Consider the following 16,747-nt stretch of genomic DNA (forward strand, 5'->3'; position numbering starts at 1 on the left):
CAGGTACGGGATTGTGGGAGTTATCCGGGGTCATGCGGCGAAGCCCAGGACGAGCTGCCCAGTCGGGACCGCGGCCATCAGGTGCTTGCCGACGTACTCGGAGTAGGCCGGCGGGATCGCCTCGGACAGGCCAGCGATGGTCATCCAGTCGATGCCCATGGCTTCCTCGCCCGCGGCCTTCGGCAGGTTGGTGCCCCAGTGCGGGGTGCGGCGCCGCAGTCGGGCCTTGCCGCCGTACACCCCGATGACCGGGCGGTCGCTGTGCCGGCAGGCCGGCTGCGGCAGCGGCAGGCTGGACTCGAACAGGCGGTGCCGCTTCAGCCAGTACTCCGCGGTGCCGAGGTCGAACATCGACCCGCAGAGGGTGATCGGGTCGATCAGCGGCGCGCCCTCGACGTTCTCGATGACCCAAGGCTTGCCAAGCTGGATGAGCAGGGCTCGGGTCTGCGGGATGAAGTCGGCGTACGTGTGCGGGTTGGACCGGCCCAGCGCGCTGTGTGCCTGGCAGGGCGGTGAGGCGTGGATGGCGTCGAACTCGTGCCCGTGGGCGGCGAGGTACTCGACGGCGTCGCCTTGTACGAACTCGTACGGGTACCGCGGCTGGGGCTTGATGTCGACGCCGACGACATCGAATCCGGCGTCTGCGTAGCCGCGGCCGGCGCCGCCCTCCTTGCAGAAAAGATCCAAAATGCGCGGCTTCACGACGCCACCCCCGCGGGCAGGTTGATGGTGTGGGTGTCGGCGGGAGGCACGGCCCGGTACGGCACCACCGTCGGCGCGGGCAGCAGCGACGGCGGCGCGTCGCACGGTGAGGCGAGGCCGAGCACGTCGTGCGGGGTGATGCTCAGGTCGGGCTGGATCACGTCGGGTCGTCCGCAAGATGGGCAGGCGTCTGGGCCTTGTCCGAGGTCTGCGCCAGCGATCTCGTCGAGCAGGAACGGCCGGCACGGCTGCGCCCGCGCCCGAGGCACCTTCGGCCCGAGCAGCTGGGTGTAGGTGACGCCTCGGCCGCGGGGTCCGTTGGCGGCGAGCAGCGGGATGGCGCCGACCCAGCCGGCGACTTCGACGACCCGGTTCCACTCGGCGGGTCCGAGGGCGCCGGACCGCTTCGCCTGGATGAAGAGGAGCTGGCCGCGCATGAGGGCGACGAGGTCCACCTTCGACGCGCCCTTGGAGCCGGCGGCGCGCATCACTTCGTAGCCGTTTTCGCGGAGGTCGTCGCGGATCTTGTGTTCGAAGCGGGTACCGGCGGCGTAGTGGCTCATGCCGGCACCCCCGGCAGGCTGTCGATGTCGCTGCCCTCGAAGGTCCGGTTGTGCAGTTCGGCCATGTGCTCGGCGATGGCGCGGGTGGTGAAGTCGGCGACCATCGTTCCGCCGGCGCTGGGCGGCTGGTTGGTGACCATGACGCACCAGCCGCCGATGAGGTCGTTGGGCTGGGCGTACCAGCGGGCGGCGAAGATCGCGGCGTCGTGGGTCAGTTCGGCGTCGGTCGGCTCGGGGGGCAGTGGCTGCGTCATGGCGGGCTCCTCAGGGCTTGGGGCGGACGAGTGGGTTGGTGGTGTTGGCGCGGCCGAGTCGGCGCAGGGCGTCCCGGCGGCTCGCTGTCACGTCCGGGCGGGCCTCCGGCGGGCGGATCCGCTCGCACTCGGCGCGGGTGGCCGGCGCCAGGTCGGCGAGGATCCGCTGCCACGTCGGCTCGTCGACGGAGGCGGCGACGTCACGCCAGTCGGTGAGCACCGGGTCAGGTGCGGCAGCGATGGACTGGACGTCGTGGGCCTTGTTCTCGGCTGCGATGCGGAGGTTGTCTTCGGTGGTGGGGACGAGCTCACCGCGGTCGGCTGCGAGGCGGCGGGCGATGCGCGGGTTGAGGGGTCCGGTCACTTCGTGCCTCCGTGGCGTGCGTGGGTCTCGGGTTGGAGGCAGCGGGCGCAGTAGTCGCGTCCGCTGTCCTCGTACGGGTGACCGGCGGTGGCCGCGGTGGGCTTGGCTGCGGGACCGCGGAACTGGGCGATGTCACCGGAGGTAATGAGCGCGTCGATGTAGCGACTGGGCGCGGTGGGCTTCCGCTCGGAGATCACCCGGTCGAAGATCTGACGGGCTTCCTCCTCCTCTGCACCCAGTGCGGCAGCGATGCGCGCGGTCGGCGTGGCAGAAGAAGAGGAAGAAGTACTGGAAGAGACTTGGTTGTGTGCACCTGGTGCACTAGCCCGGTGCATCTCCTGCACTAGCTCTGGTGCATCTCCTGCACTAGCTAGTGCACGTCCTGCACTAGCAACCCGGGCATTGGGGACTAGAGCTAGTGCACGTCCTGCACTAGCTGGGATCGACAACTGGTAATGCGTTCGCTCCTTCTTCGAGCGCGCGTTCTCCTTCGTCGGCCGCGACCGGACCACCCACCCGTCACGCTCCGGAGTTTTTTCGATCTCGTTCAGGTGGCCGGTGACCGCTCGGCGAGAAAGCCCGGTCCGGTCAGCCAGACCTGTCAGCGATGGCCCGTACTCGGCTGGCACGTACCCGCCCGGCCAGTTGGCGACAACGGAGAGCGTGAGCAGGATCAACCGGGCCGGCGCCGGGAGCTCCGACGCCAGCACGGCCCGCTCAAACTCCCACCGCTTCATGCGATGGCCATGTCGACGAACCGCGACACGTGCAGCTGAGCGGCGGCGGTGATGGTGTCCTGGGGGCCAGACCGGTTCTTTGCGACGATCAGGTCCACCTCGCCGGCCCGCGGCGACTCCTTGTCGTAGTAGTCATCGCGGTGCACGAAGATCACGAGGTCGGCGTCCTGCTCCAGCGCGCCTGACTCGCGAAGGTCCGACAGCATCGGTCGCTTGTCGGTGCGCTGCTCCGGCCCGCGGTTGAGTTGGGCGACGGCGATCACCGGCACCTGGAGCTCCTTGGCGAGCAGCTTCATGCCGCGGCTGATCTCGGCGACTTCCTGCTGCCGGCTCTCCGACTTGCGGGCCGGGGTCATCAACTGGAGGTAATCGACGACGATCAGCGACAGGCCCTTGCGCTGGGCGAGCCGGCGGGCGCGTGCGCGGATCTCGGTCATGTTCACCGACGGCGTCGGGTCGATGTGCAGTGGCGCGGCGGCGAGCTCCTGCTCCGCCTCGGCGAGGCGCTGCCAGTCGAGGGTGCTGAGGTGCTTGGCGTCGCGCAGCGCGTGCAGCGGGATCAGCGTCTCAGCGGACAGGATCCGCTGGATGAGCTCGTCCTCCCCCATCTCCAGGGCGAAGAACGCGACGGGCTTGCCTGCGCGGATGGAGATGTTGCGGGCGATGTCGACACCGAAGACGCTCTTGCCCATGCCAGGCCGCCCGGCGACGACGACGAGTTGCCCGGGGCGCAGACCGCCGGTGAGCCGGTCGAGGTCGACCAGTCCGGTAGGCAGGCCGATCACGGAGTCGGGGTTCGCCGCGGCGGCGGAGATGGCCTCCAGGGTGGGGCCGATGAGCGCGGACAGCGGGGTCAGTTCCCCGGAGTCGTGGCGGGTGGTGGCGTCGTAGAAGTTCTGCCCGGCCTGGTCGACGGCCTCGGTGTACTCGATGCCCGGGTTGAGGGCGAGCCCGACCATCTTGGTGCCGACCTCGGCGAGGCGGCGGCGGCCGGCGTCGTTGCGGATGCGCTTGGCGTGCCAGCCGGCGTTCGCGACGGTGGGGACGGCCTCGATGCATTCGAACAGGTAGGGGGCGCCGCCGACGCGCTGGAGGTCGCCGGTGGTGAGCAGCTTCGCGGCTACCGCCGCGGCGTCGGTCGGCTCTCCCTTGACGTAGAGGTCGGTGATGGCGCGGTGGATGGTGCCGTGGACGGGCCGGTAGTACTCGTCGGCGGTGACGAGTTCGATGACGTCGGCGATGGCGTCGCGGGCGAGCATCATGGCGCCGAGGACGATCCGCTCGGCGGCGGTGTCTTGGGGCGGGGTTCGCCGCAGGTCTTGGTCTTCGGCGGTGATCGTCATCAGGTCCCCCCTGAGGGTTGAGCGGTCGTGGGTGGTGCCGGATGGTCGGAGCCCCTCACCGACGGATGCCGATGCGGGACTCCGGCGAGCCGGATCAGAACGGGATGTCCTCGGTGGCGCCGGGCTTGCCGCCGGTCGACCACTGGTCGTCGCTGCTGCCGCCCCGCGGGGCCTGCCCGTTGCTGCCGCGGCCGATCTTCTTGACCTGGGCGGTGGCGTAGCGGAGGCTCGGGCCGATCTCCTCGACGTCCATCTCGAAGACGGTTCGACGCTCGCCGTCCTTGTCGTACGACCGCTGCTTGAGCCGCCCGTAGACGACGACGCGCGCGCCGCGCTCCAGGGACTCGGCGACGTGCTCGGCGGCGTCACGCCAGATCGAGCAGGCTAGGAACAGCGGCTCGCCGTCCTTCCACTCCTGCGACTGCTTGTCGAAGGAACGGGGGGTCGACGCGACCCGGAAGTTCGCCACCGCGGCCCCAGAGGGGGTGAACCGCAGCTCGGGAGCATCGGTCAAGTTGCCGATGACGGTGATGAGGGTGTCGTTCATGACTGGCCTTTCTGGCTGTTGGTGTGGCAGGGGCATTCGCAGTTGGTGGCGGTGCAGTGGCGATGCCGGCGGCCGTAGCAGGACGGTCCGAGCAGCAGCCGCCGCGAAGTGCGAATGAGCCGCCGGACTTCGCCACGGGTGATCCGTTCGGACCTCGGGGCCCGGACCGTCTCGCGGTAGCCGCAGTGGAGGCAGTGGTGCTGGGTGGTGTTGGTGGCCCCGTCGGCGGGCTCGACGGTCAGCGCCTTGGCGCACTTCGGGCAGCGCTGGTCGGACCGCTGCTCGTCGACGTGGCGGTTCATGCGGCCGGCGCCTTGCTGGCCCGCGTGAGCTGCTCTTTGCGGTTGCGCAGGGCCGTGATGACCGCCTTGGCCTGCTCTCGAGTGAGGTCGGCGGAGCTGACCACCTTGGGCAATCCGAGGATCTTGGCAGTGGCCTCGAGCCGCCGGTCGCGGTTGGCGTCGCCGTCGTAGCCGAGTTCACGCCAGAGCGCGTGCATGGCCCGGTGCTGCGCCGTCTCGACCGGCGGGACCTGTGCGGGCGGCTGCTCCGGCTCGGCCCGGTCCTCCACGTCCTGTGCCGGCTCGGGCTCAGGCAGGACCGGCGCGTCGTCGGTGGGCAGAGCCGGACTGGTGGGCGCTCCCACCTGCGGCGGGTGCACCAGCGATCCGACGACCACCTGCGCCGTGCCCCCGCCGTTGTAGAGCGACAGCCCGAACTGGTCACCGAGGTTGACCGCGCACCGCTTCAGACCCTGCGACAGCGCGGTCTTCATGGCCTGGTCGTGAGCGTCGCCGAGGCTCGGCTGATTGGCCGCGTCGCCGGCCGCACCGTCCTCGAGCACGGCCAGGACCGTGCCGTCGACGGCCTTCACCGTGAGGCGGATTTCTGCCCGGTAGACGACCGTCCAGCGGGGCTTGCCGTTCGGCTGCGCGGGCGGGTGCTCGATCTGGGCGACCAGATCCAGGGACTTCGTCTCGATGTTGAAGCCACCGAACCCGAAGACGCGGATCAGGTGCCGGCGGATGTCCCACGCCTCGAGGTGGCTGTTGCCACGCAGTTGCCGGACCCGGGTCGGCTTGATCGCGTCGACGAGAAAGCCGTACTGGCTGGGTGTCAGCTTGAGGTCCATCTCGTTGCTCACCTCTCGGCGTTCTGGCGGGTGGCCTGCTCGTTGAGGTCGACCCGCTTGCAGTCCGGGCACTTCGAGCTGCCGACGGCGAACAGCAGGTCGAAGGGCGGCCACTCGTCCTCGGGCAGGTCGCAGGTGACGCAACTGTTCACCGCCTCCTCCCGCCACTCGTCCTCGGCGGGGTCGATCCCGTACGAGCGCAGGAAGTCGTAGAGCAGCTCGCCGACCGCACCGCCCTCATCGAGGGCCGCGTACACGTCCTTGGCGATCTCGTCGGCGTGGTCCTTCGCGTAGATCTGCACGTTGCGGAGCACGTCCGCGACGGCGAAGCAGTCGATGGCGATGTGCAGGCACATCTCGCGGAGGTTTTTGTCGGCCTCGGACTGGTCCTTGCCCCGGGTGGCGGTCCATCGGGTCCAGCCCTGCCAACCCATCACGGTGTAGGAGCGGGCCAGCTTGTCGGCGGTGACCTCGTCGACCTCGGTGGGCCATGGGGCGAACTTGTCGGTGTCGGTGGTCATCGCTTTCCTCCTTGGATGAGTCGCAGTGGCTGCTGGCCCGTTTCACAGCCGGGGTGCCGGTCGAAGACACCGGGGGTGCCGTCCGCGCCGAGGGTGGCGGCCGGGTCGACGGGCCACCGGCAGCCGCCGGCGCAGGGCTGGCCGCCGTTGAGGGCGGCGTGGGTGGCGGCGCCGATGTCCGCCCAGGTGCCGGTGGTCACGCCGCTTTCCCGACGTGCGCGGCCGGGTCGGCCTCCCACTCGGTGGCCAGCACCAGTCGGCGCAGCCCGTCGCGGTACTCGAAGTGCGCCTCGGTGGCGTCGGCCACCGTCTTCGCGGCGAACTTGGCGTCGATGTCCTCGAAGGGCTCCAGCAGTTCGAAGACGGTCCGCTCGGCGTGGACGGCGGCCAACGGGTCGATGGTCTTGGGCATGGCGGACTCCTCAGCTCAGCGAGCGGATCGGGACGACGGTGTGCTGGTAGGTCAGGTCCGCGTCGTCGGGTGACGTGACCTGCACCGGCTTGTACGGGTGGGCGATGTGCAGTTCGGCCTTCTCGGACCGCATGGCGGTGAGGGCGTCGGCCAGGTACAGCGGGTTGAACCGGACGGTGATCGGGTCGCCGTCGTAGTCGCAGGTGACCTGCTCGTCGGTGACCGCGGCGGTGTCGCCGCTGCTGGCGCCGACCGTCACCACGTCGTGGTCGAAGTCGAGGACGACGGGCGCGGTCTTGTCGGCCCGGACCAGGTCGGCCCGCTTGAGGGCGGCGATCAGGTCACGGGTGGGTACGGTGGCCGGCTGCTCGGAGCGGCCGGGGAAGAACGTGCGGGTGGCGAGGATGGGGAACTGGTTGTTCATCAGCCGGGTGGTGACGTGGCGCCCGTCGGCGGCCAACCCGAGCAGGTTGGCGTCGCAGGAGACGGTGACGTTGCCGGCCCCGTCGAGCGTCTTGGCGGCGTCGATGAGCATCCCGGCGGGTACCAGCGCCGTTTCGGCACCACCGGCGACCGGTTGCCAGGTCGCAACTCCGATGGCGATGCGGTAACGGTCGGAGGCGGTGGCCTCCAACGTGTCACCGAAGGTGAGGTGGATGCCGCGCAGGAACTCCAGGCCCTTGTTGCCGGCCACCTCGGCGGCGATGCCCACCCGGGCGATGAGCGCGGCCAGGTCGACGGCGGCGATGGTGCCGACGACCGGTGGTGCGGCTGGCAGCGCCGGGTAGTCCTCGACGACCATCAGCGGCAGGGTGAGTTTGGCGCTGCCACAGGTGACGACCATGGTGGTGTCGGTGGTGGTGACGGTGACCGGCTTGTCGGGGAACGTCTTGGTGACGTCGGCGAGGAACTTGCCGGGCACCAGCACCCGCCCGCTGGTGTCGCTGTCGACGCCGAGGGTGGCGGTGACGGCGGTGTCGTAGTCGAACGCGGATGCGGTGACCTGCCCGTCGGCGACGGTGAGCAGGATGCCGGCCGTGATCGGGTGGGTGGGCTTGTGCGGGAGGTGCTTGGCGACCCAGCCGATGGTGTCGGCGAAGGTGCGGGCGTTGGCGGTGAACGCCAGTCGGGCGAGTGTGGTGGTCATGCCGTCACCGCCGGTCCGGCGCCGCGACGCTTCATCTGGCGGCGCTCCCGCTCGGACAGGCCACCCCAGATGCCGAACCGCTCGTCGTGGCCGAGGGCGTACTCCAGGCACTCCGTCTTGACCTCGCACCGGCCGCAGATCCGCTTTGCCTCGCGGGTGCTGCCACCCTTCTCGGGGTAGAAGGCCTCCGGGTCGGTCTCGGAGCAGAGGGCCCGTTCCTGCCATTCGGGCTGGCTGTCCAGCAGGTCGCTTGCGCTGATCACTGGTCCGCTCCTTCCGTGGTCTGGTCGGCGATGTGCGCCCCGCCGGCGGCCCACCGCTGGATCTCGTCGTCGGTGGCGACACCGACGGGTTGGGTCCACTGGTTGGTGGGGGTGATGTCGCGGGGTGCCAGGAGTCCGGTGTCTTGGTCGACGTCGGCGTGGACCTGCTCGCGGGTGCGGGTGACGAGTTGCAGGGTTGCGGGGGTGAGGAGGTGGATGGTTTTGACGGGGGTGGCGACGACGCGTCGGCCGTGTTCGTTGATGGGTCCGCCTCGGTTCCAGCGGTGTCGGCCGACGTACTTGGTGTTGGTGGGTGCCCAGGCGTGGACGGTGCCGTCGCGGAGGTCGTAGCTCACGACGCCACCGCCGGGGTGTAGATGCCGCGCTCGCAGTCGTAGCCGGGGGCGCAGTTCGGGCAGCGGTGCTCGGCGGCAGCCTCGGCCTTCGGCAGGGCGTCCACGGCGGCGTTGAGGGCGGCGATGGCCTCGCGGTGGTCGCCAGCGGTGCTGCCGCTGAAGCGCCACACCTTGGCGGCCTCGACGACGACGGCGTGTGCGTTGGCGCGCTGCTCGACGCGTTCGATGACCTCGGTGTCGTCGGTGCGGCGGTTCGCGGCGGTGAGCTGCTCGCGCACCTTGGCCAGCTCGGCGCGGAGCTTCTCCAGCTCGGTCTTCTCGACCATGGCGAGGGACGGGCGTCCGCAGGTGCAGCCCTCGTCGGCGAAGGCGCAGGTGTTCCAGTTGATGTCGGTCATCGGATGCTCCAGATCAGGACGGTCGCGCAGATCACGATGGCGAAGGCGACGAGCAGGCCACGGAAGGTGCGAACGGCTTCGGCCTGCTCCGGGTCGGTGGTCACGGCTTGTCTCCGTTCGTGCGGGCGGCCCGGGTCATGGCCTCGGCCAGCGCCTCGTAGTCGCAGCAGGGGTCGGGTCGGGTGAAGGGGGCGGTGATCGCGGCGGCGATGGCGTCGAGGGCCATCCGCAGGCGGGTCACGCGTGGCGCCGGGTGACGTAGGAGCCGACCCCGTGGTGCGACCGGATCAGCCCCGTCTCGGCGACCTTCCGGATGGCCCGGCCGACCGTTGCGCCACTCACGCCGTACCGCCGGGCCATCAGTCGAGATCCGGGCACCAGATCACCGGGTCGGAGGTCGCCGCGCTCGATGGCCTCACGGATCCGCTCGGCGATTTGAGCGTCGGTCGGGCGAGGGTCGCGGCTGTCCAAGTCGCGAAGCAGCCACGGGTTGGGGTCGTTGCGCCCGTGCATTACGTGCGCCATTACGCGGACCTCCGGGAGTGGAAGTGGGGCAGGTGCACTCGGGGCAGCCGTGGCAGGCGCACTAGGTCCCGGATCCGCTGCCGGTACACGGCGGCCACCTGGGCGAGGTACGCGGGGGTGCTGATGGCCGTTTCGGCGGCACGCAGTTGGTGGCGCAGGCCCCGCCACGCCCGCCACCAGTCGCCGGCGCGGAAGGCGAGGGCGTGGGTGAGGGCGAGGACGGCAATGGTGATGAGGAGGTCCATCACCGGTCCCACACCTTCATGCGGCGGATCCAGACCTCGTCGACCCCGTTCTCGGTGCCCATCCAGGCACCGACCCCGGTGGCCTTAGGCGTGAAGCCGTAGGTCCGCTGGCACCAGCCCTTGGCCCCATCGAGGTTGGAGAACGCCATCTCGGGGTCGTGGCCCTCGTCGGTCTCGCCCTTGCAGACGATGTAGACCTGCGGCGCGGCCATCTCAGGCCACCTCCCCGCGTGCGGCCCGGGTGCGGACCATGGCGGCCCGCAGGTCGGTGACGGTGGCCCGGCAGCCGTCGATCAGGGCGTCCGTGCCGTCGACCAACTCCTGCAGCCGGGTGAGGTCGGTGACCTGGGGTCCGGGGCGTTCGCCGTTTCCCGTGCCGGGGCCGGTGGGCGGTGGGCTCGTCGGGCCGGGCTGGAACGGTGCGAAGCCGGCGGTGAGGGTGGGCATGTCGCGGAGGTCGTAGCTCACGACGCCACCGCCTTCAGCTCGGAGAGCTTCACCGGCAGGTTCTCGGCGGCGCACTCGAAGCACCCGGCCACGCACACCTCGACGAAGTGAGTGCGCCGGTAGCACAGGTGGCACAGGTTCTTGTTGTGGCTGGAGCAGCAGCTACCGGCGGCCGGCGTCGTCTTGCAGCGCCAGCAGTTCGGCTTGGCTGCGGCCCGTTCCGCGTGCTTCACGGCCTGCCGGTACTCGACCTCGTGACAGATTTCGTAGGCGGTGCGGCGGGAGTCGCCCTCGGCCGCCTGGTCGGTGACGTTCGGTTCGTTGGTCACGTACTCTGTCCCTTCGGTTGGCCCTCCGCTGATTCCTTGCCGGGATGCGGGGGGCTTGCTGCTGTCCGGGCCCGGGTGGGCACCGGGTGGATCAGGCGGCGTCGGCGGACGCGGCGCGGTCACTGCGGCGGCGGGCAATCGCGAGGTAGATCTCCGCGAGCGCCTGGCTCAGGGAGTCGGCCGCGGCCTGGCCAGCGGCGCTGTCGGGGTCGACGGGCGCGATGCGCTCCCTCGGGCCGGACGGCGCGGTCGGGGTGTGGGGGCCGGACGGGGGGTGGGTCATGAGGTCACCTCGAACAGCTCTTCGACGGTTGTCCCGAGGGCCTCGGCCATCCGCATCGCGGTCTCCAAGGTCGGCGTGACCTTGTCTTTGCGGCTTCGGTAGATGCTGCTTCGGTCGATGCCGATCAGCCGGGCCAGCTCGGTTTCGTTGACGTCCCCCCACCGCTTCTCGACTAGCTCGTCGAAAACGTCGGTCCGCATCCGAACCGGGGAGGGTGTTGCACTATCGCTACGGGGCGGTGCTGCGCTCATGCAACGACCATAGGCCGGACAAGCCGCCTGTTGCAACCCTGCAACACATCAGCCGTTCGGATGATTTGAAGTGACCCTGAAAGTCACCTACCGTTGCACCCATGCAACGTGGAGAAAAGGTGAATCGCGCTTGGTCTCGACGGAGTCTGAGACTGCGGCAAGAGCGCCGCACAACCCATCCAGACCCGTCCCGACCTGCGGAGATGCCCCACGGCTTGCTCTACCGTGTCCCGGTGGGCAACCCTGCATCGCAGTCCCGTGGCGCGTGGGCCGCATACGTCACCGCCGTCCGCGAGCGGGTCGGCATGTCAAAGTCCGAACTCGCCAGGCGGCTCGGCGTCGACCGCGGCACCGTCCACCGGTGGGAGTCAGAGACCAGCCGGCCGGAAGACGCCACCGTGGTCACCGCGTTCGCCGAGCTGTTCGACCTGGACACCGACGAGGCGCTCACCGCAGCCGGGCTCCGCGTCAGCGCGACCCCTCCGACGAGGCCAACCCGCGACGCACCCCTCGACCCTGACCTGAAAATCATCATGCGGCGGCTCACCGACCCAGCCACCCCCGAGGCCGAGAAGACGACGATTCGCGCGACGCTGCGGTACCTCGCGAACGTCGCCGAACAGCAGGAGCGCGGCGGGAGCCGCGGCCAGGACGACCGCGCCGCGAACTGATGCCCCGCCGCCGGAGCAACCTCTCCTCCGTGCCGGACCGGCCGGGCCGAGTCGTGTTCTACGTCCGCGTGTCCTCGCTGATGGGCCGCGGCGGCGACGACTTCCACAGCCCCGACGTGCAAAAGTCCGCGATGCGCCGCGCCACGATGGGCATGGAGGAAGTCGGCGTTGTCGACGACATCGACGTCTCTGGCACCCACTTCAGCCGTGACGGCATCGAGAAGGTCCGGGCCATGGCCCGCGCCGGCCACATCGACGCCATCGCCGTGTACGACGTCTCCCGGTTCGGCCGGGACGTACTGGAGTCGCTACTGGTGCTCCGCGAGCTTGCTCAGCACGGGGTGACGATCATCTCGGCGTGCGAACGGATCGACACGTCCACGCCGAGCGGCGAGTGGATGCTGACGAACCTCCTCGCCATCGCGCAGATGCGCGCCAAGGAGATCGGCCGGGGCTGGTCAGGGGCGATCTCGCAGCTTGCTGAGACCGGCAAACACCATGGGCGGCCCCTCGGGTACCAGAAGGTCGACAAACAACTGGTACCCGATCCTGTTGTTGGCCCCGCCATCACCGAGGTGTTCCGCCGGTACGCCGCCGACGAGCCGATCGGCGAGGTCACCGCCTACCTGGCAGCCGTGCGCGGGAAGGCCATGCACACCGCCAACGTCAAGACGCTGCTGCGCAACCCGGCCTACCTCGGGAAGGTTGTTGCCGCCGGTGAAGTCCTCCCCGGTGTGCACGAAGCCTTGACCGATGAGGTCACCTGGCAGCGGGTGCAGAATCGCCTCGCCGCAGAGGCGGGCACACCACCCCGGCACCTTGCGCCGACGTGGTCGCTGGTCGGCCTATGCGAGTGCCCCCACGGGCACAGGTTGCAGCGACAAGCCGACCGGCTGGTCTGCGGCCAGGGCCGCGGGGACGTCAAGGGCTCCGCCTGCGAGGGCGTGGGGCGTCCGCTGCTCGCCCGGGTTGAGGCCGAGGTGCTGAGGCAAACCGCCGAGTGGGCGTCGAATCTGCGCACCGACCATGTCGCGCGGGCGAGCCGCCTGGCGCGGATCACGTCGGACCGCGCGGACCGGGCGAGCCTGGAGCGTGAGGTGAAACGCGCTCGGGCGGGCATGGTCAAGTTGGTGAAGGACAACGCCCTAGAGGGCCTGCCCGAGGATGTATACAGGCAGGCGATGGCTGAGCTGCGGGAGGCCGAGCGCGCCGCCGGGGCCCAGCTCGCCCGCCTCGGTGTCGACGAGCCTTCGCCGGATCCGGAGGTCGCGGCCCGCGGCGTTGACGCGCTGCTGGCGCTGTGGAAGAACCCGGAGGCAACGCACGCGGACCGGAACAAGGCACTGCGGTCCGTCGTGGATCGGGTGGTGGTGCGGTCTGCGGCGCGCTGGCGAGAGCCAGAGGATAAGCGCGTCGAGGTGCTGTTCCGCTGGTGAGCGCTGTTAGCGCTCTGTGATGTCCCACGACTGTTACGTAAGTGTCGAACATCGTCCCTCCAGGGGGGATCGGGGCCTGCCAGCGCGAGTCGACTCGAAACGAGCATCGACACTGAGGGCGCCCTCCGCGAACACCCGTCCCCGACCTGTGGATGACGAACCCACCTGTGGACAACGCCCTGATCAAGCCCTGCTGTGGTACGCCCGACCCACCCGACCCGCCGTCCACGGTTTCCCAGGCCGCCCGAACTGGGTAAGGACTTGATCAACGCACCACCGACAGCTCCACGTCGACGAGAGGTCAGCGCCATGATGATCACTACCATCGGCTCCGCGAACGCTTCCGAGGCGCAGCGATGAGCGCCGTGGCGAACCCGGCCACCGTGGCTGAGTGCCTGCGGGTGGGCGCCGGGTTCTCGCAGGGCGACCGCAACTGGATCGCCGAGCAGTTCGGCACCCTCGACGCCCGGCTCGCCAGCTTCCACGCCGATGCCACCGAGCTGGAGGTGTCGGTGAAGGATCGGGAGGCGCGCGGCCAGAAGGTCACTCTGGAGTGCTGGATCGCCGGCCGACAGAAGATCGTCACCACCTCCGCCGAGGAGGACCTGCACGCCGCCCTCAATGACGTCCGGGACGACCTGCGCCGCAAGCTCAACGACGCCAAGACCCGCCAGGAGCCCCGGCACAACAAGCACCTGCGCGACGTCCCGCAGCCGCAGATCGACACAGACGAGCCCGAGAACCCGGCCCTCCGCGCCGACGAGGAAACCGCCTGACCCACGCCACACCCCCGCGATCTTGCACTTTCGAACGCCGAATGGCGGCAATCGCCCCTTACGCCGGGACACAAAGTGCAAGATCGCGGGGGCGAGCATCGGGCGGGCGTGGGCTACCGCTGGGTAGGTTGGCGGCGTAGCGTCGCGTTCGTGGAACCGGACGTGTTGGGGCCGCCGTACGAGCGGCAGACGATCGACCTGGGCACCGACGACGAAGGCCCCGTTGTCGCGACACTGGTCCGGCGGCGGGCCGAGCGCCCCACCGGGCGGGCCGTGCTCTACGTGCACGGCTTCGTCGACTACTTCTTCCAGACTCACCTGGCTGACTTCTTCGCCGAGCGAGGCTGGGATTTCTACGCGCTCGACCTGCGTAAATACGGCCGGAGTCTGCTCCCGGCCCAGACCCCGAACTTCTGCCGCGACATCAGCGACTACTTCCCCGAGCTGGACGCCGCCGCCGAGATCATCCGCAAGGACGACGGGCACGACACGCTGCTGGCGATGGGCCACTCCACCGGTGGCCTGATCATCTCGCTCTGGGCGGACGCCCGCCGCGACACCGACACCGTCGACGGCCTGGTGCTCAACAGCCCCTTCTTCGACCTGAACGCCCCCTGGGCGGTCCGTCGACCCCTCGCGGCCGCCGCGTCCCGGCTGGGCCGCAGGGCGCCGCACCGCATCCTGCCGTTCGGGCTGGGCACGGTGTACGGCGAGAGCATCCACTCCGACCACCGCGGCGAGTGGACCTACGACCTGGCGTGGAAGCCGCTGGCCGGGTTCCCGGTCCGGGCCGGCTGGCTGAACGCGATCCGCACCGGGCAACGCCGGCTGCGCGCCGGGCTGGACATCCAGGTGCCGGTGCTGCTCGCCTGCTCGACCCGGTCGTTCCGGGGCACCAGGTGGCACGACAACGCGACCCTGGCCGACGCCGTACTGGACGTCGAGCACATGGTCCGCTACGCGCCCCGCCTCGGTCGCCACGTCACACTGGCGCGCTTCGACGGCGGGTTGCACGACCTCACGCTCTCCGGCCCGGCCGTGCGGACGAAGGTCTTCGACGAGGTCGGCCGCTGGGCCGAGGCGTTCCTCGCCGCCGGCCCCACCGCGCCCGCCGACGCCGCGTCGACCGATCCCGGCCCGCCCGACGCCGCGCCGACCGACGCCGCGCGAACGGAGGCGGCCTCAGCTGCTGCCGCGCCCACCGATGCCGACCGCGCTGACACAGCGCCGGGCGACGCGCAGCCGGCCGACCCGGCGAAGGCGACGACGGCCGGCGGCTGACCAGGCCGGGCGCGCGGTTCAGACGTCGCCGGGCGTCGCCGCAAGGACGGCACTGATCCGGTCGAAGGTCGCCACCGGGTGCGCGCCGACACCGGGCAGGACCAAGCCCAGGCAGTACGGGGAAACCTCACCGGTGGCTTCGGCCTGCACGATGAAGACCGGCGCGCCGACGTACCCCGGAGGCAGCTCGGTGGTGATCAGCACGGCGTCCCCGTCGCGGACCACCCGCTCGATCGCGACCTCCAGTGGCCGCGACCCGTCTTCGCGTACCCCGTGGGCCAGCACGAAAGCGGAACTGGTGTCGGCGCCGAGGCGGGCGACCACCTCGGGCCCGGCGGCGATCCCCGCCGGCACCGGCTGGACGCGCCACCGCCAGCCTCCGTCGCCGGCATACCGGTGCAGGCCGGCGGTCGGCAACACGGCGACCCCGTCGCCCGCGAAGCGGGCCCAACCGGGCACGATCTCAGCCTCGGAAATGACGGCCGGGGCCACCCCCGCCGGCTCGGTGACGCTGGCCCGCAGGGTCAACTCACCACCCGAACCGCCCACCAGCTCGGCCGCCGTCAGCAGCGACTCTCCCACCGGGTCGTCGCCGCCCTGGAAGAAGAACGCGGTACCGACGTCGCCCGATGACCGGTACGGCAGGATGGCCCGACCGACGACCTGGCACAGCTCGTAGGCGACGTCGCTCTCGGCGTCGGAATCCAGCAGCACCAGCCAACGGTACGGTCCGGTGCCGGGCCGCCTCGCGGTAACCCGGATGCCCGCTACGAGGCGGACGTGAGACTCTGCTCGGCAACGTGGACGCGGGCACCCTTTCGCCGTCGGGCAGTGGCACGGCGGTACCCTCTGGGCGCGACATCCACGCCACACGCGCCCGTAGCTCAGCGGATAGAGCAGGGGACTTCTAATCCCAAGGCCGCAGGTTCGAATCCTGCCGGGCGCACAGGTACTTCTCTGATCTGACCGGCCCGCGTGGGGCTATTCGTGGTGCGAGCGCGCTACGGTGGCCCCGTGGCAGCCTCGAACGGACGCACCAAGCGCCAGAGCGGCGAGATCGAGACCCTGCTGGCACAGTGGACGAGCGACGCCACCAACGCACCCGCGCGACCCTCGACCAACTCCTGGACCGGTGGCTTGGGGTGGCCGACATCGAGGCGACCACTCGGGGTGTACGCGGCCTGGCTTTCAGGGTCGGACCAGCAGGCAGCCGGGACGCTGGCCGCTCGGATGCCGCTGCGCCCAGTCACTTCAACTTAAGACATTGCGGCGCGCAGCTCGTGCCAAGCGATAGCGGCCGAGCTACGTCACCGACTGGGCAGGCTCGTAGCTCCAGCGTTGCCCATATTCAAGACCTGCTCTACCTTCGACTGAATCGGGCACAGAAATCGTTACGGCAGCGCCCGATCTAACGGTTACACCGATCTTATAGTTGTCGCGCTGGCCGCCATGCAAGCCGCCGGATTGGCTGCAGCCCAGCTGCGCAGGCCAGGCCAGGAAACGGATCCAACGACGAGATCGTCGCCAGATGGCGGCGTGGTGGACTACACGTGTGCCTCGTCGGCTACGCAGGCGATGGCACGAGGCATGGCAAGCGTGCCAGCCTCTACCGCGGTGCTATCGGGGCCACATTGGAAGGGTCCGCGGCCGGCAGCTGAGTGCTGTACGATGCCGGACCCGAAGGGCCGCCGGTCGATCGGTGCGGCGGGTGTGCCGCTACAACCAGTTAGAAGTAGGCCGGCATCCAGGGCGACAGGCCAGTGT

General features: G+C 70.1%; 29 protein-coding genes and 1 tRNA gene. 5 read left to right on the forward strand and 25 right to left on the reverse strand.

Annotated features, from left to right (window positions below; translation table 11 throughout):
* Nucleotides 1–30 precede the first annotated feature (30 nt).
* The 24 genes from ACIBEF_RS00590 to ACIBEF_RS00705 form a co-directional block, all read right to left on the reverse strand.
* Complete coding sequence (locus ACIBEF_RS00590) at nt 31–702, reverse strand: DNA cytosine methyltransferase (protein ID WP_396789939.1); 672 nt, start codon at nt 700–702, stop codon at nt 31–33.
* Nucleotides 699–1,265 (reverse strand): restriction endonuclease, encoded by a 567-nt coding sequence (locus tag ACIBEF_RS00595; protein ID WP_396789941.1) that lies wholly within the window; start codon nt 1,263–1,265, stop codon nt 699–701. Before ACIBEF_RS00595 ends, ACIBEF_RS00590 begins: the two co-directional genes overlap by 4 nt.
* Nucleotides 1,262–1,519, reverse strand: coding sequence for a hypothetical protein (locus ACIBEF_RS00600; protein ID WP_396789943.1), 258 nt, complete (start codon nt 1,517–1,519; stop codon nt 1,262–1,264). Before ACIBEF_RS00600 ends, ACIBEF_RS00595 begins: the two co-directional genes overlap by 4 nt.
* Before the next feature lie 10 nt (nt 1,520–1,529).
* A complete protein-coding gene (locus ACIBEF_RS00605) occupies nt 1,530–1,883 on the reverse strand; it encodes a hypothetical protein (protein ID WP_396789945.1) in 354 nt (117 codons plus the stop codon).
* Nucleotides 1,880–2,080, reverse strand: a complete 201-nt coding sequence (locus tag ACIBEF_RS00610) for a hypothetical protein (protein WP_396789946.1) — start codon at nt 2,078–2,080, stop codon at nt 1,880–1,882. Before ACIBEF_RS00610 ends, ACIBEF_RS00605 begins: the two co-directional genes overlap by 4 nt.
* A 536-nt stretch (nt 2,081–2,616) precedes the next feature.
* A complete protein-coding gene (gene dnaB / locus ACIBEF_RS00615; protein WP_396789947.1) occupies nt 2,617–3,963 on the reverse strand; it encodes a replicative DNA helicase in 1,347 nt (448 codons plus the stop codon).
* Nucleotides 3,964–4,057: 94 nt separating this feature from the next.
* Nucleotides 4,058–4,510 carry a single-stranded DNA-binding protein gene (locus ACIBEF_RS00620; protein WP_396789949.1) on the reverse strand — a complete coding sequence of 151 codons (453 nt, stop codon included), beginning with the start codon at nt 4,508–4,510 and terminating at the stop codon, nt 4,058–4,060.
* Entirely contained in the window at nt 4,507–4,812 is a 306-nt protein-coding gene (locus ACIBEF_RS00625) for a hypothetical protein (RefSeq protein ID WP_396789951.1), read from the reverse strand. The genes ACIBEF_RS00620 and ACIBEF_RS00625 overlap by 4 nt, the downstream gene beginning before the upstream one ends.
* Nucleotides 4,809–5,642, reverse strand: coding sequence for a Rad52/Rad22 family DNA repair protein (locus tag ACIBEF_RS00630; protein WP_396789953.1), 834 nt, complete (start codon nt 5,640–5,642; stop codon nt 4,809–4,811). The genes ACIBEF_RS00625 and ACIBEF_RS00630 overlap by 4 nt, the downstream gene beginning before the upstream one ends.
* 8 nt (nt 5,643–5,650) lie before the next feature.
* On the reverse strand, nt 5,651–6,163 hold the full coding sequence (locus tag ACIBEF_RS00635) for a hypothetical protein (protein WP_396789955.1): 513 nt from the start codon (nt 6,161–6,163) through the stop codon (nt 5,651–5,653).
* Nucleotides 6,160–6,363 carry a hypothetical protein gene (locus ACIBEF_RS00640; RefSeq protein WP_396789956.1) on the reverse strand — a complete coding sequence of 68 codons (204 nt, stop codon included), beginning with the start codon at nt 6,361–6,363 and terminating at the stop codon, nt 6,160–6,162. The genes ACIBEF_RS00635 and ACIBEF_RS00640 overlap by 4 nt, the downstream gene beginning before the upstream one ends.
* Nucleotides 6,360–6,575, reverse strand: a complete 216-nt coding sequence (locus ACIBEF_RS00645) for a hypothetical protein (RefSeq protein ID WP_396789958.1) — start codon at nt 6,573–6,575, stop codon at nt 6,360–6,362. Before ACIBEF_RS00645 ends, ACIBEF_RS00640 begins: the two co-directional genes overlap by 4 nt.
* Nucleotides 6,576–6,585: 10 nt before the next feature.
* Nucleotides 6,586–7,722 (reverse strand): DNA polymerase III subunit beta, encoded by a 1,137-nt coding sequence (gene dnaN / locus ACIBEF_RS00650; RefSeq protein WP_396789959.1) that lies wholly within the window; start codon nt 7,720–7,722, stop codon nt 6,586–6,588.
* Complete coding sequence (locus ACIBEF_RS00655) at nt 7,719–7,985, reverse strand: WhiB family transcriptional regulator (protein WP_396789961.1); 267 nt, start codon at nt 7,983–7,985, stop codon at nt 7,719–7,721. Before ACIBEF_RS00655 ends, dnaN begins: the two co-directional genes overlap by 4 nt.
* On the reverse strand, nt 7,982–8,341 hold the full coding sequence (locus ACIBEF_RS00660) for a hypothetical protein (RefSeq protein ID WP_396789962.1): 360 nt from the start codon (nt 8,339–8,341) through the stop codon (nt 7,982–7,984). The genes ACIBEF_RS00655 and ACIBEF_RS00660 overlap by 4 nt, the downstream gene beginning before the upstream one ends.
* Nucleotides 8,338–8,739: a hypothetical protein gene (locus ACIBEF_RS00665; protein ID WP_396789964.1), complete on the reverse strand. Its 402-nt coding sequence runs from the start codon at nt 8,737–8,739 to the stop codon at nt 8,338–8,340. Before ACIBEF_RS00665 ends, ACIBEF_RS00660 begins: the two co-directional genes overlap by 4 nt.
* 100 nt (nt 8,740–8,839) lie before the next feature.
* On the reverse strand, nt 8,840–8,980 hold the full coding sequence (locus ACIBEF_RS00670; RefSeq protein WP_396789966.1) for a hypothetical protein: 141 nt from the start codon (nt 8,978–8,980) through the stop codon (nt 8,840–8,842).
* On the reverse strand, nt 8,977–9,264 hold the full coding sequence (locus ACIBEF_RS00675) for a GntR family transcriptional regulator (RefSeq protein ID WP_396789968.1): 288 nt from the start codon (nt 9,262–9,264) through the stop codon (nt 8,977–8,979). The genes ACIBEF_RS00670 and ACIBEF_RS00675 overlap by 4 nt, the downstream gene beginning before the upstream one ends.
* On the reverse strand, nt 9,264–9,509 hold the full coding sequence (locus ACIBEF_RS00680) for a hypothetical protein (protein WP_396789970.1): 246 nt from the start codon (nt 9,507–9,509) through the stop codon (nt 9,264–9,266). Before ACIBEF_RS00680 ends, ACIBEF_RS00675 begins: the two co-directional genes overlap by 1 nt.
* Nucleotides 9,509–9,721 carry a hypothetical protein gene (locus tag ACIBEF_RS00685; protein WP_396789971.1) on the reverse strand — a complete coding sequence of 71 codons (213 nt, stop codon included), beginning with the start codon at nt 9,719–9,721 and terminating at the stop codon, nt 9,509–9,511. The genes ACIBEF_RS00680 and ACIBEF_RS00685 overlap by 1 nt, the downstream gene beginning before the upstream one ends.
* Before the next feature lies 1 nt (nt 9,722).
* Nucleotides 9,723–9,977, reverse strand: a complete 255-nt coding sequence (locus ACIBEF_RS00690) for a hypothetical protein (protein WP_396789973.1) — start codon at nt 9,975–9,977, stop codon at nt 9,723–9,725.
* Nucleotides 9,974–10,285: a hypothetical protein gene (locus ACIBEF_RS00695; protein WP_396789975.1), complete on the reverse strand. Its 312-nt coding sequence runs from the start codon at nt 10,283–10,285 to the stop codon at nt 9,974–9,976. Before ACIBEF_RS00695 ends, ACIBEF_RS00690 begins: the two co-directional genes overlap by 4 nt.
* Before the next feature lie 91 nt (nt 10,286–10,376).
* Nucleotides 10,377–10,568: a hypothetical protein gene (locus ACIBEF_RS00700; RefSeq protein WP_396789977.1), complete on the reverse strand. Its 192-nt coding sequence runs from the start codon at nt 10,566–10,568 to the stop codon at nt 10,377–10,379.
* Nucleotides 10,565–10,819: a helix-turn-helix transcriptional regulator gene (locus ACIBEF_RS00705; RefSeq protein WP_396789978.1), complete on the reverse strand. Its 255-nt coding sequence runs from the start codon at nt 10,817–10,819 to the stop codon at nt 10,565–10,567. The genes ACIBEF_RS00700 and ACIBEF_RS00705 overlap by 4 nt, the downstream gene beginning before the upstream one ends.
* A gap of 233 nt (nt 10,820–11,052) precedes the next feature.
* Between ACIBEF_RS00705 and ACIBEF_RS00710 the strand changes: the two genes are divergently transcribed.
* The 4 genes from ACIBEF_RS00710 (at nt 11,053) to ACIBEF_RS00725 (ending at nt 14,983) form a co-directional block, all read left to right on the forward strand.
* Nucleotides 11,053–11,490, forward strand: a complete 438-nt coding sequence (locus tag ACIBEF_RS00710; protein WP_396789980.1) for a helix-turn-helix domain-containing protein — start codon at nt 11,053–11,055, stop codon at nt 11,488–11,490.
* A 29-nt stretch (nt 11,491–11,519) separates the two neighbouring features.
* A complete protein-coding gene (locus ACIBEF_RS00715; protein ID WP_396789981.1) occupies nt 11,520–12,926 on the forward strand; it encodes a recombinase family protein in 1,407 nt (468 codons plus the stop codon).
* A gap of 356 nt (nt 12,927–13,282) precedes the next feature.
* Complete coding sequence (locus ACIBEF_RS00720; protein ID WP_396789983.1) at nt 13,283–13,702, forward strand: HPF/RaiA family ribosome-associated protein; 420 nt, start codon at nt 13,283–13,285, stop codon at nt 13,700–13,702.
* A 150-nt stretch (nt 13,703–13,852) separates the two neighbouring features.
* Complete coding sequence (locus ACIBEF_RS00725) at nt 13,853–14,983, forward strand: alpha/beta hydrolase (RefSeq protein ID WP_396789984.1); 1,131 nt, start codon at nt 13,853–13,855, stop codon at nt 14,981–14,983.
* A gap of 18 nt (nt 14,984–15,001) precedes the next feature.
* Here ACIBEF_RS00725 and ACIBEF_RS00730 read toward each other — a convergent pair whose 3' ends face one another.
* Nucleotides 15,002–15,697, reverse strand: a complete 696-nt coding sequence (locus tag ACIBEF_RS00730) for a hypothetical protein (RefSeq protein WP_396789986.1) — start codon at nt 15,695–15,697, stop codon at nt 15,002–15,004.
* 159 nt (nt 15,698–15,856) lie between these two features.
* Here ACIBEF_RS00730 and ACIBEF_RS00735 point away from each other — a divergent pair.
* A tRNA-Arg gene (locus ACIBEF_RS00735) sits at nt 15,857–15,929 on the forward strand.
* The last annotated feature ends 818 nt before the right edge of the window (nt 15,930–16,747 follow it).

It is taken from the genome of Micromonospora sp. NPDC050795, from assembly GCF_044456785.1.
Taxonomy (GTDB): domain Bacteria; phylum Actinomycetota; class Actinomycetes; order Mycobacteriales; family Micromonosporaceae; genus Micromonospora.

What these genes read in the sequence shown, in the direction of transcription:
- ACIBEF_RS00595 (WP_396789941.1), bottom strand. Translation starts at nt 1,265, where the DNA reads ATGAGCCACTACGCCGCCGGTACCCGCTTCGAACACAAGATCCGCGAC.
- ACIBEF_RS00600 (WP_396789943.1), bottom strand. Translation starts at nt 1,519, where the DNA reads ATGACGCAGCCACTGCCCCCCGAGCCGACCGACGCCGAACTGACCCAC.
- dnaB (WP_396789947.1), bottom strand. Translation starts at nt 3,963, where the DNA reads ATGACGATCACCGCCGAAGACCAAGACCTGCGGCGAACCCCGCCCCAA.
- ACIBEF_RS00620 (WP_396789949.1), bottom strand. Translation starts at nt 4,510, where the DNA reads ATGAACGACACCCTCATCACCGTCATCGGCAACTTGACCGATGCTCCC.
- ACIBEF_RS00625 (WP_396789951.1), bottom strand. Translation starts at nt 4,812, where the DNA reads ATGAACCGCCACGTCGACGAGCAGCGGTCCGACCAGCGCTGCCCGAAG.
- ACIBEF_RS00630 (WP_396789953.1), bottom strand. Translation starts at nt 5,642, where the DNA reads ATGGACCTCAAGCTGACACCCAGCCAGTACGGCTTTCTCGTCGACGCG.
- ACIBEF_RS00635 (WP_396789955.1), bottom strand. Translation starts at nt 6,163, where the DNA reads ATGACCACCGACACCGACAAGTTCGCCCCATGGCCCACCGAGGTCGAC.
- ACIBEF_RS00645 (WP_396789958.1), bottom strand. Translation starts at nt 6,575, where the DNA reads ATGCCCAAGACCATCGACCCGTTGGCCGCCGTCCACGCCGAGCGGACC.
- dnaN (WP_396789959.1), bottom strand. Translation starts at nt 7,722, where the DNA reads ATGACCACCACACTCGCCCGACTGGCGTTCACCGCCAACGCCCGCACC.
- ACIBEF_RS00665 (WP_396789964.1), bottom strand. Translation starts at nt 8,739, where the DNA reads ATGACCGACATCAACTGGAACACCTGCGCCTTCGCCGACGAGGGCTGC.
- ACIBEF_RS00675 (WP_396789968.1), bottom strand. Translation starts at nt 9,264, where the DNA reads ATGGCGCACGTAATGCACGGGCGCAACGACCCCAACCCGTGGCTGCTT.
- ACIBEF_RS00680 (WP_396789970.1), bottom strand. Translation starts at nt 9,509, where the DNA reads ATGGACCTCCTCATCACCATTGCCGTCCTCGCCCTCACCCACGCCCTC.
- ACIBEF_RS00685 (WP_396789971.1), bottom strand. Translation starts at nt 9,721, where the DNA reads ATGGCCGCGCCGCAGGTCTACATCGTCTGCAAGGGCGAGACCGACGAG.
- ACIBEF_RS00700 (WP_396789977.1), bottom strand. Translation starts at nt 10,568, where the DNA reads ATGACCCACCCCCCGTCCGGCCCCCACACCCCGACCGCGCCGTCCGGC.
- ACIBEF_RS00705 (WP_396789978.1), bottom strand. Translation starts at nt 10,819, where the DNA reads ATGAGCGCAGCACCGCCCCGTAGCGATAGTGCAACACCCTCCCCGGTT.
- ACIBEF_RS00720 (WP_396789983.1), top strand. Translation starts at nt 13,283, where the DNA reads ATGAGCGCCGTGGCGAACCCGGCCACCGTGGCTGAGTGCCTGCGGGTG.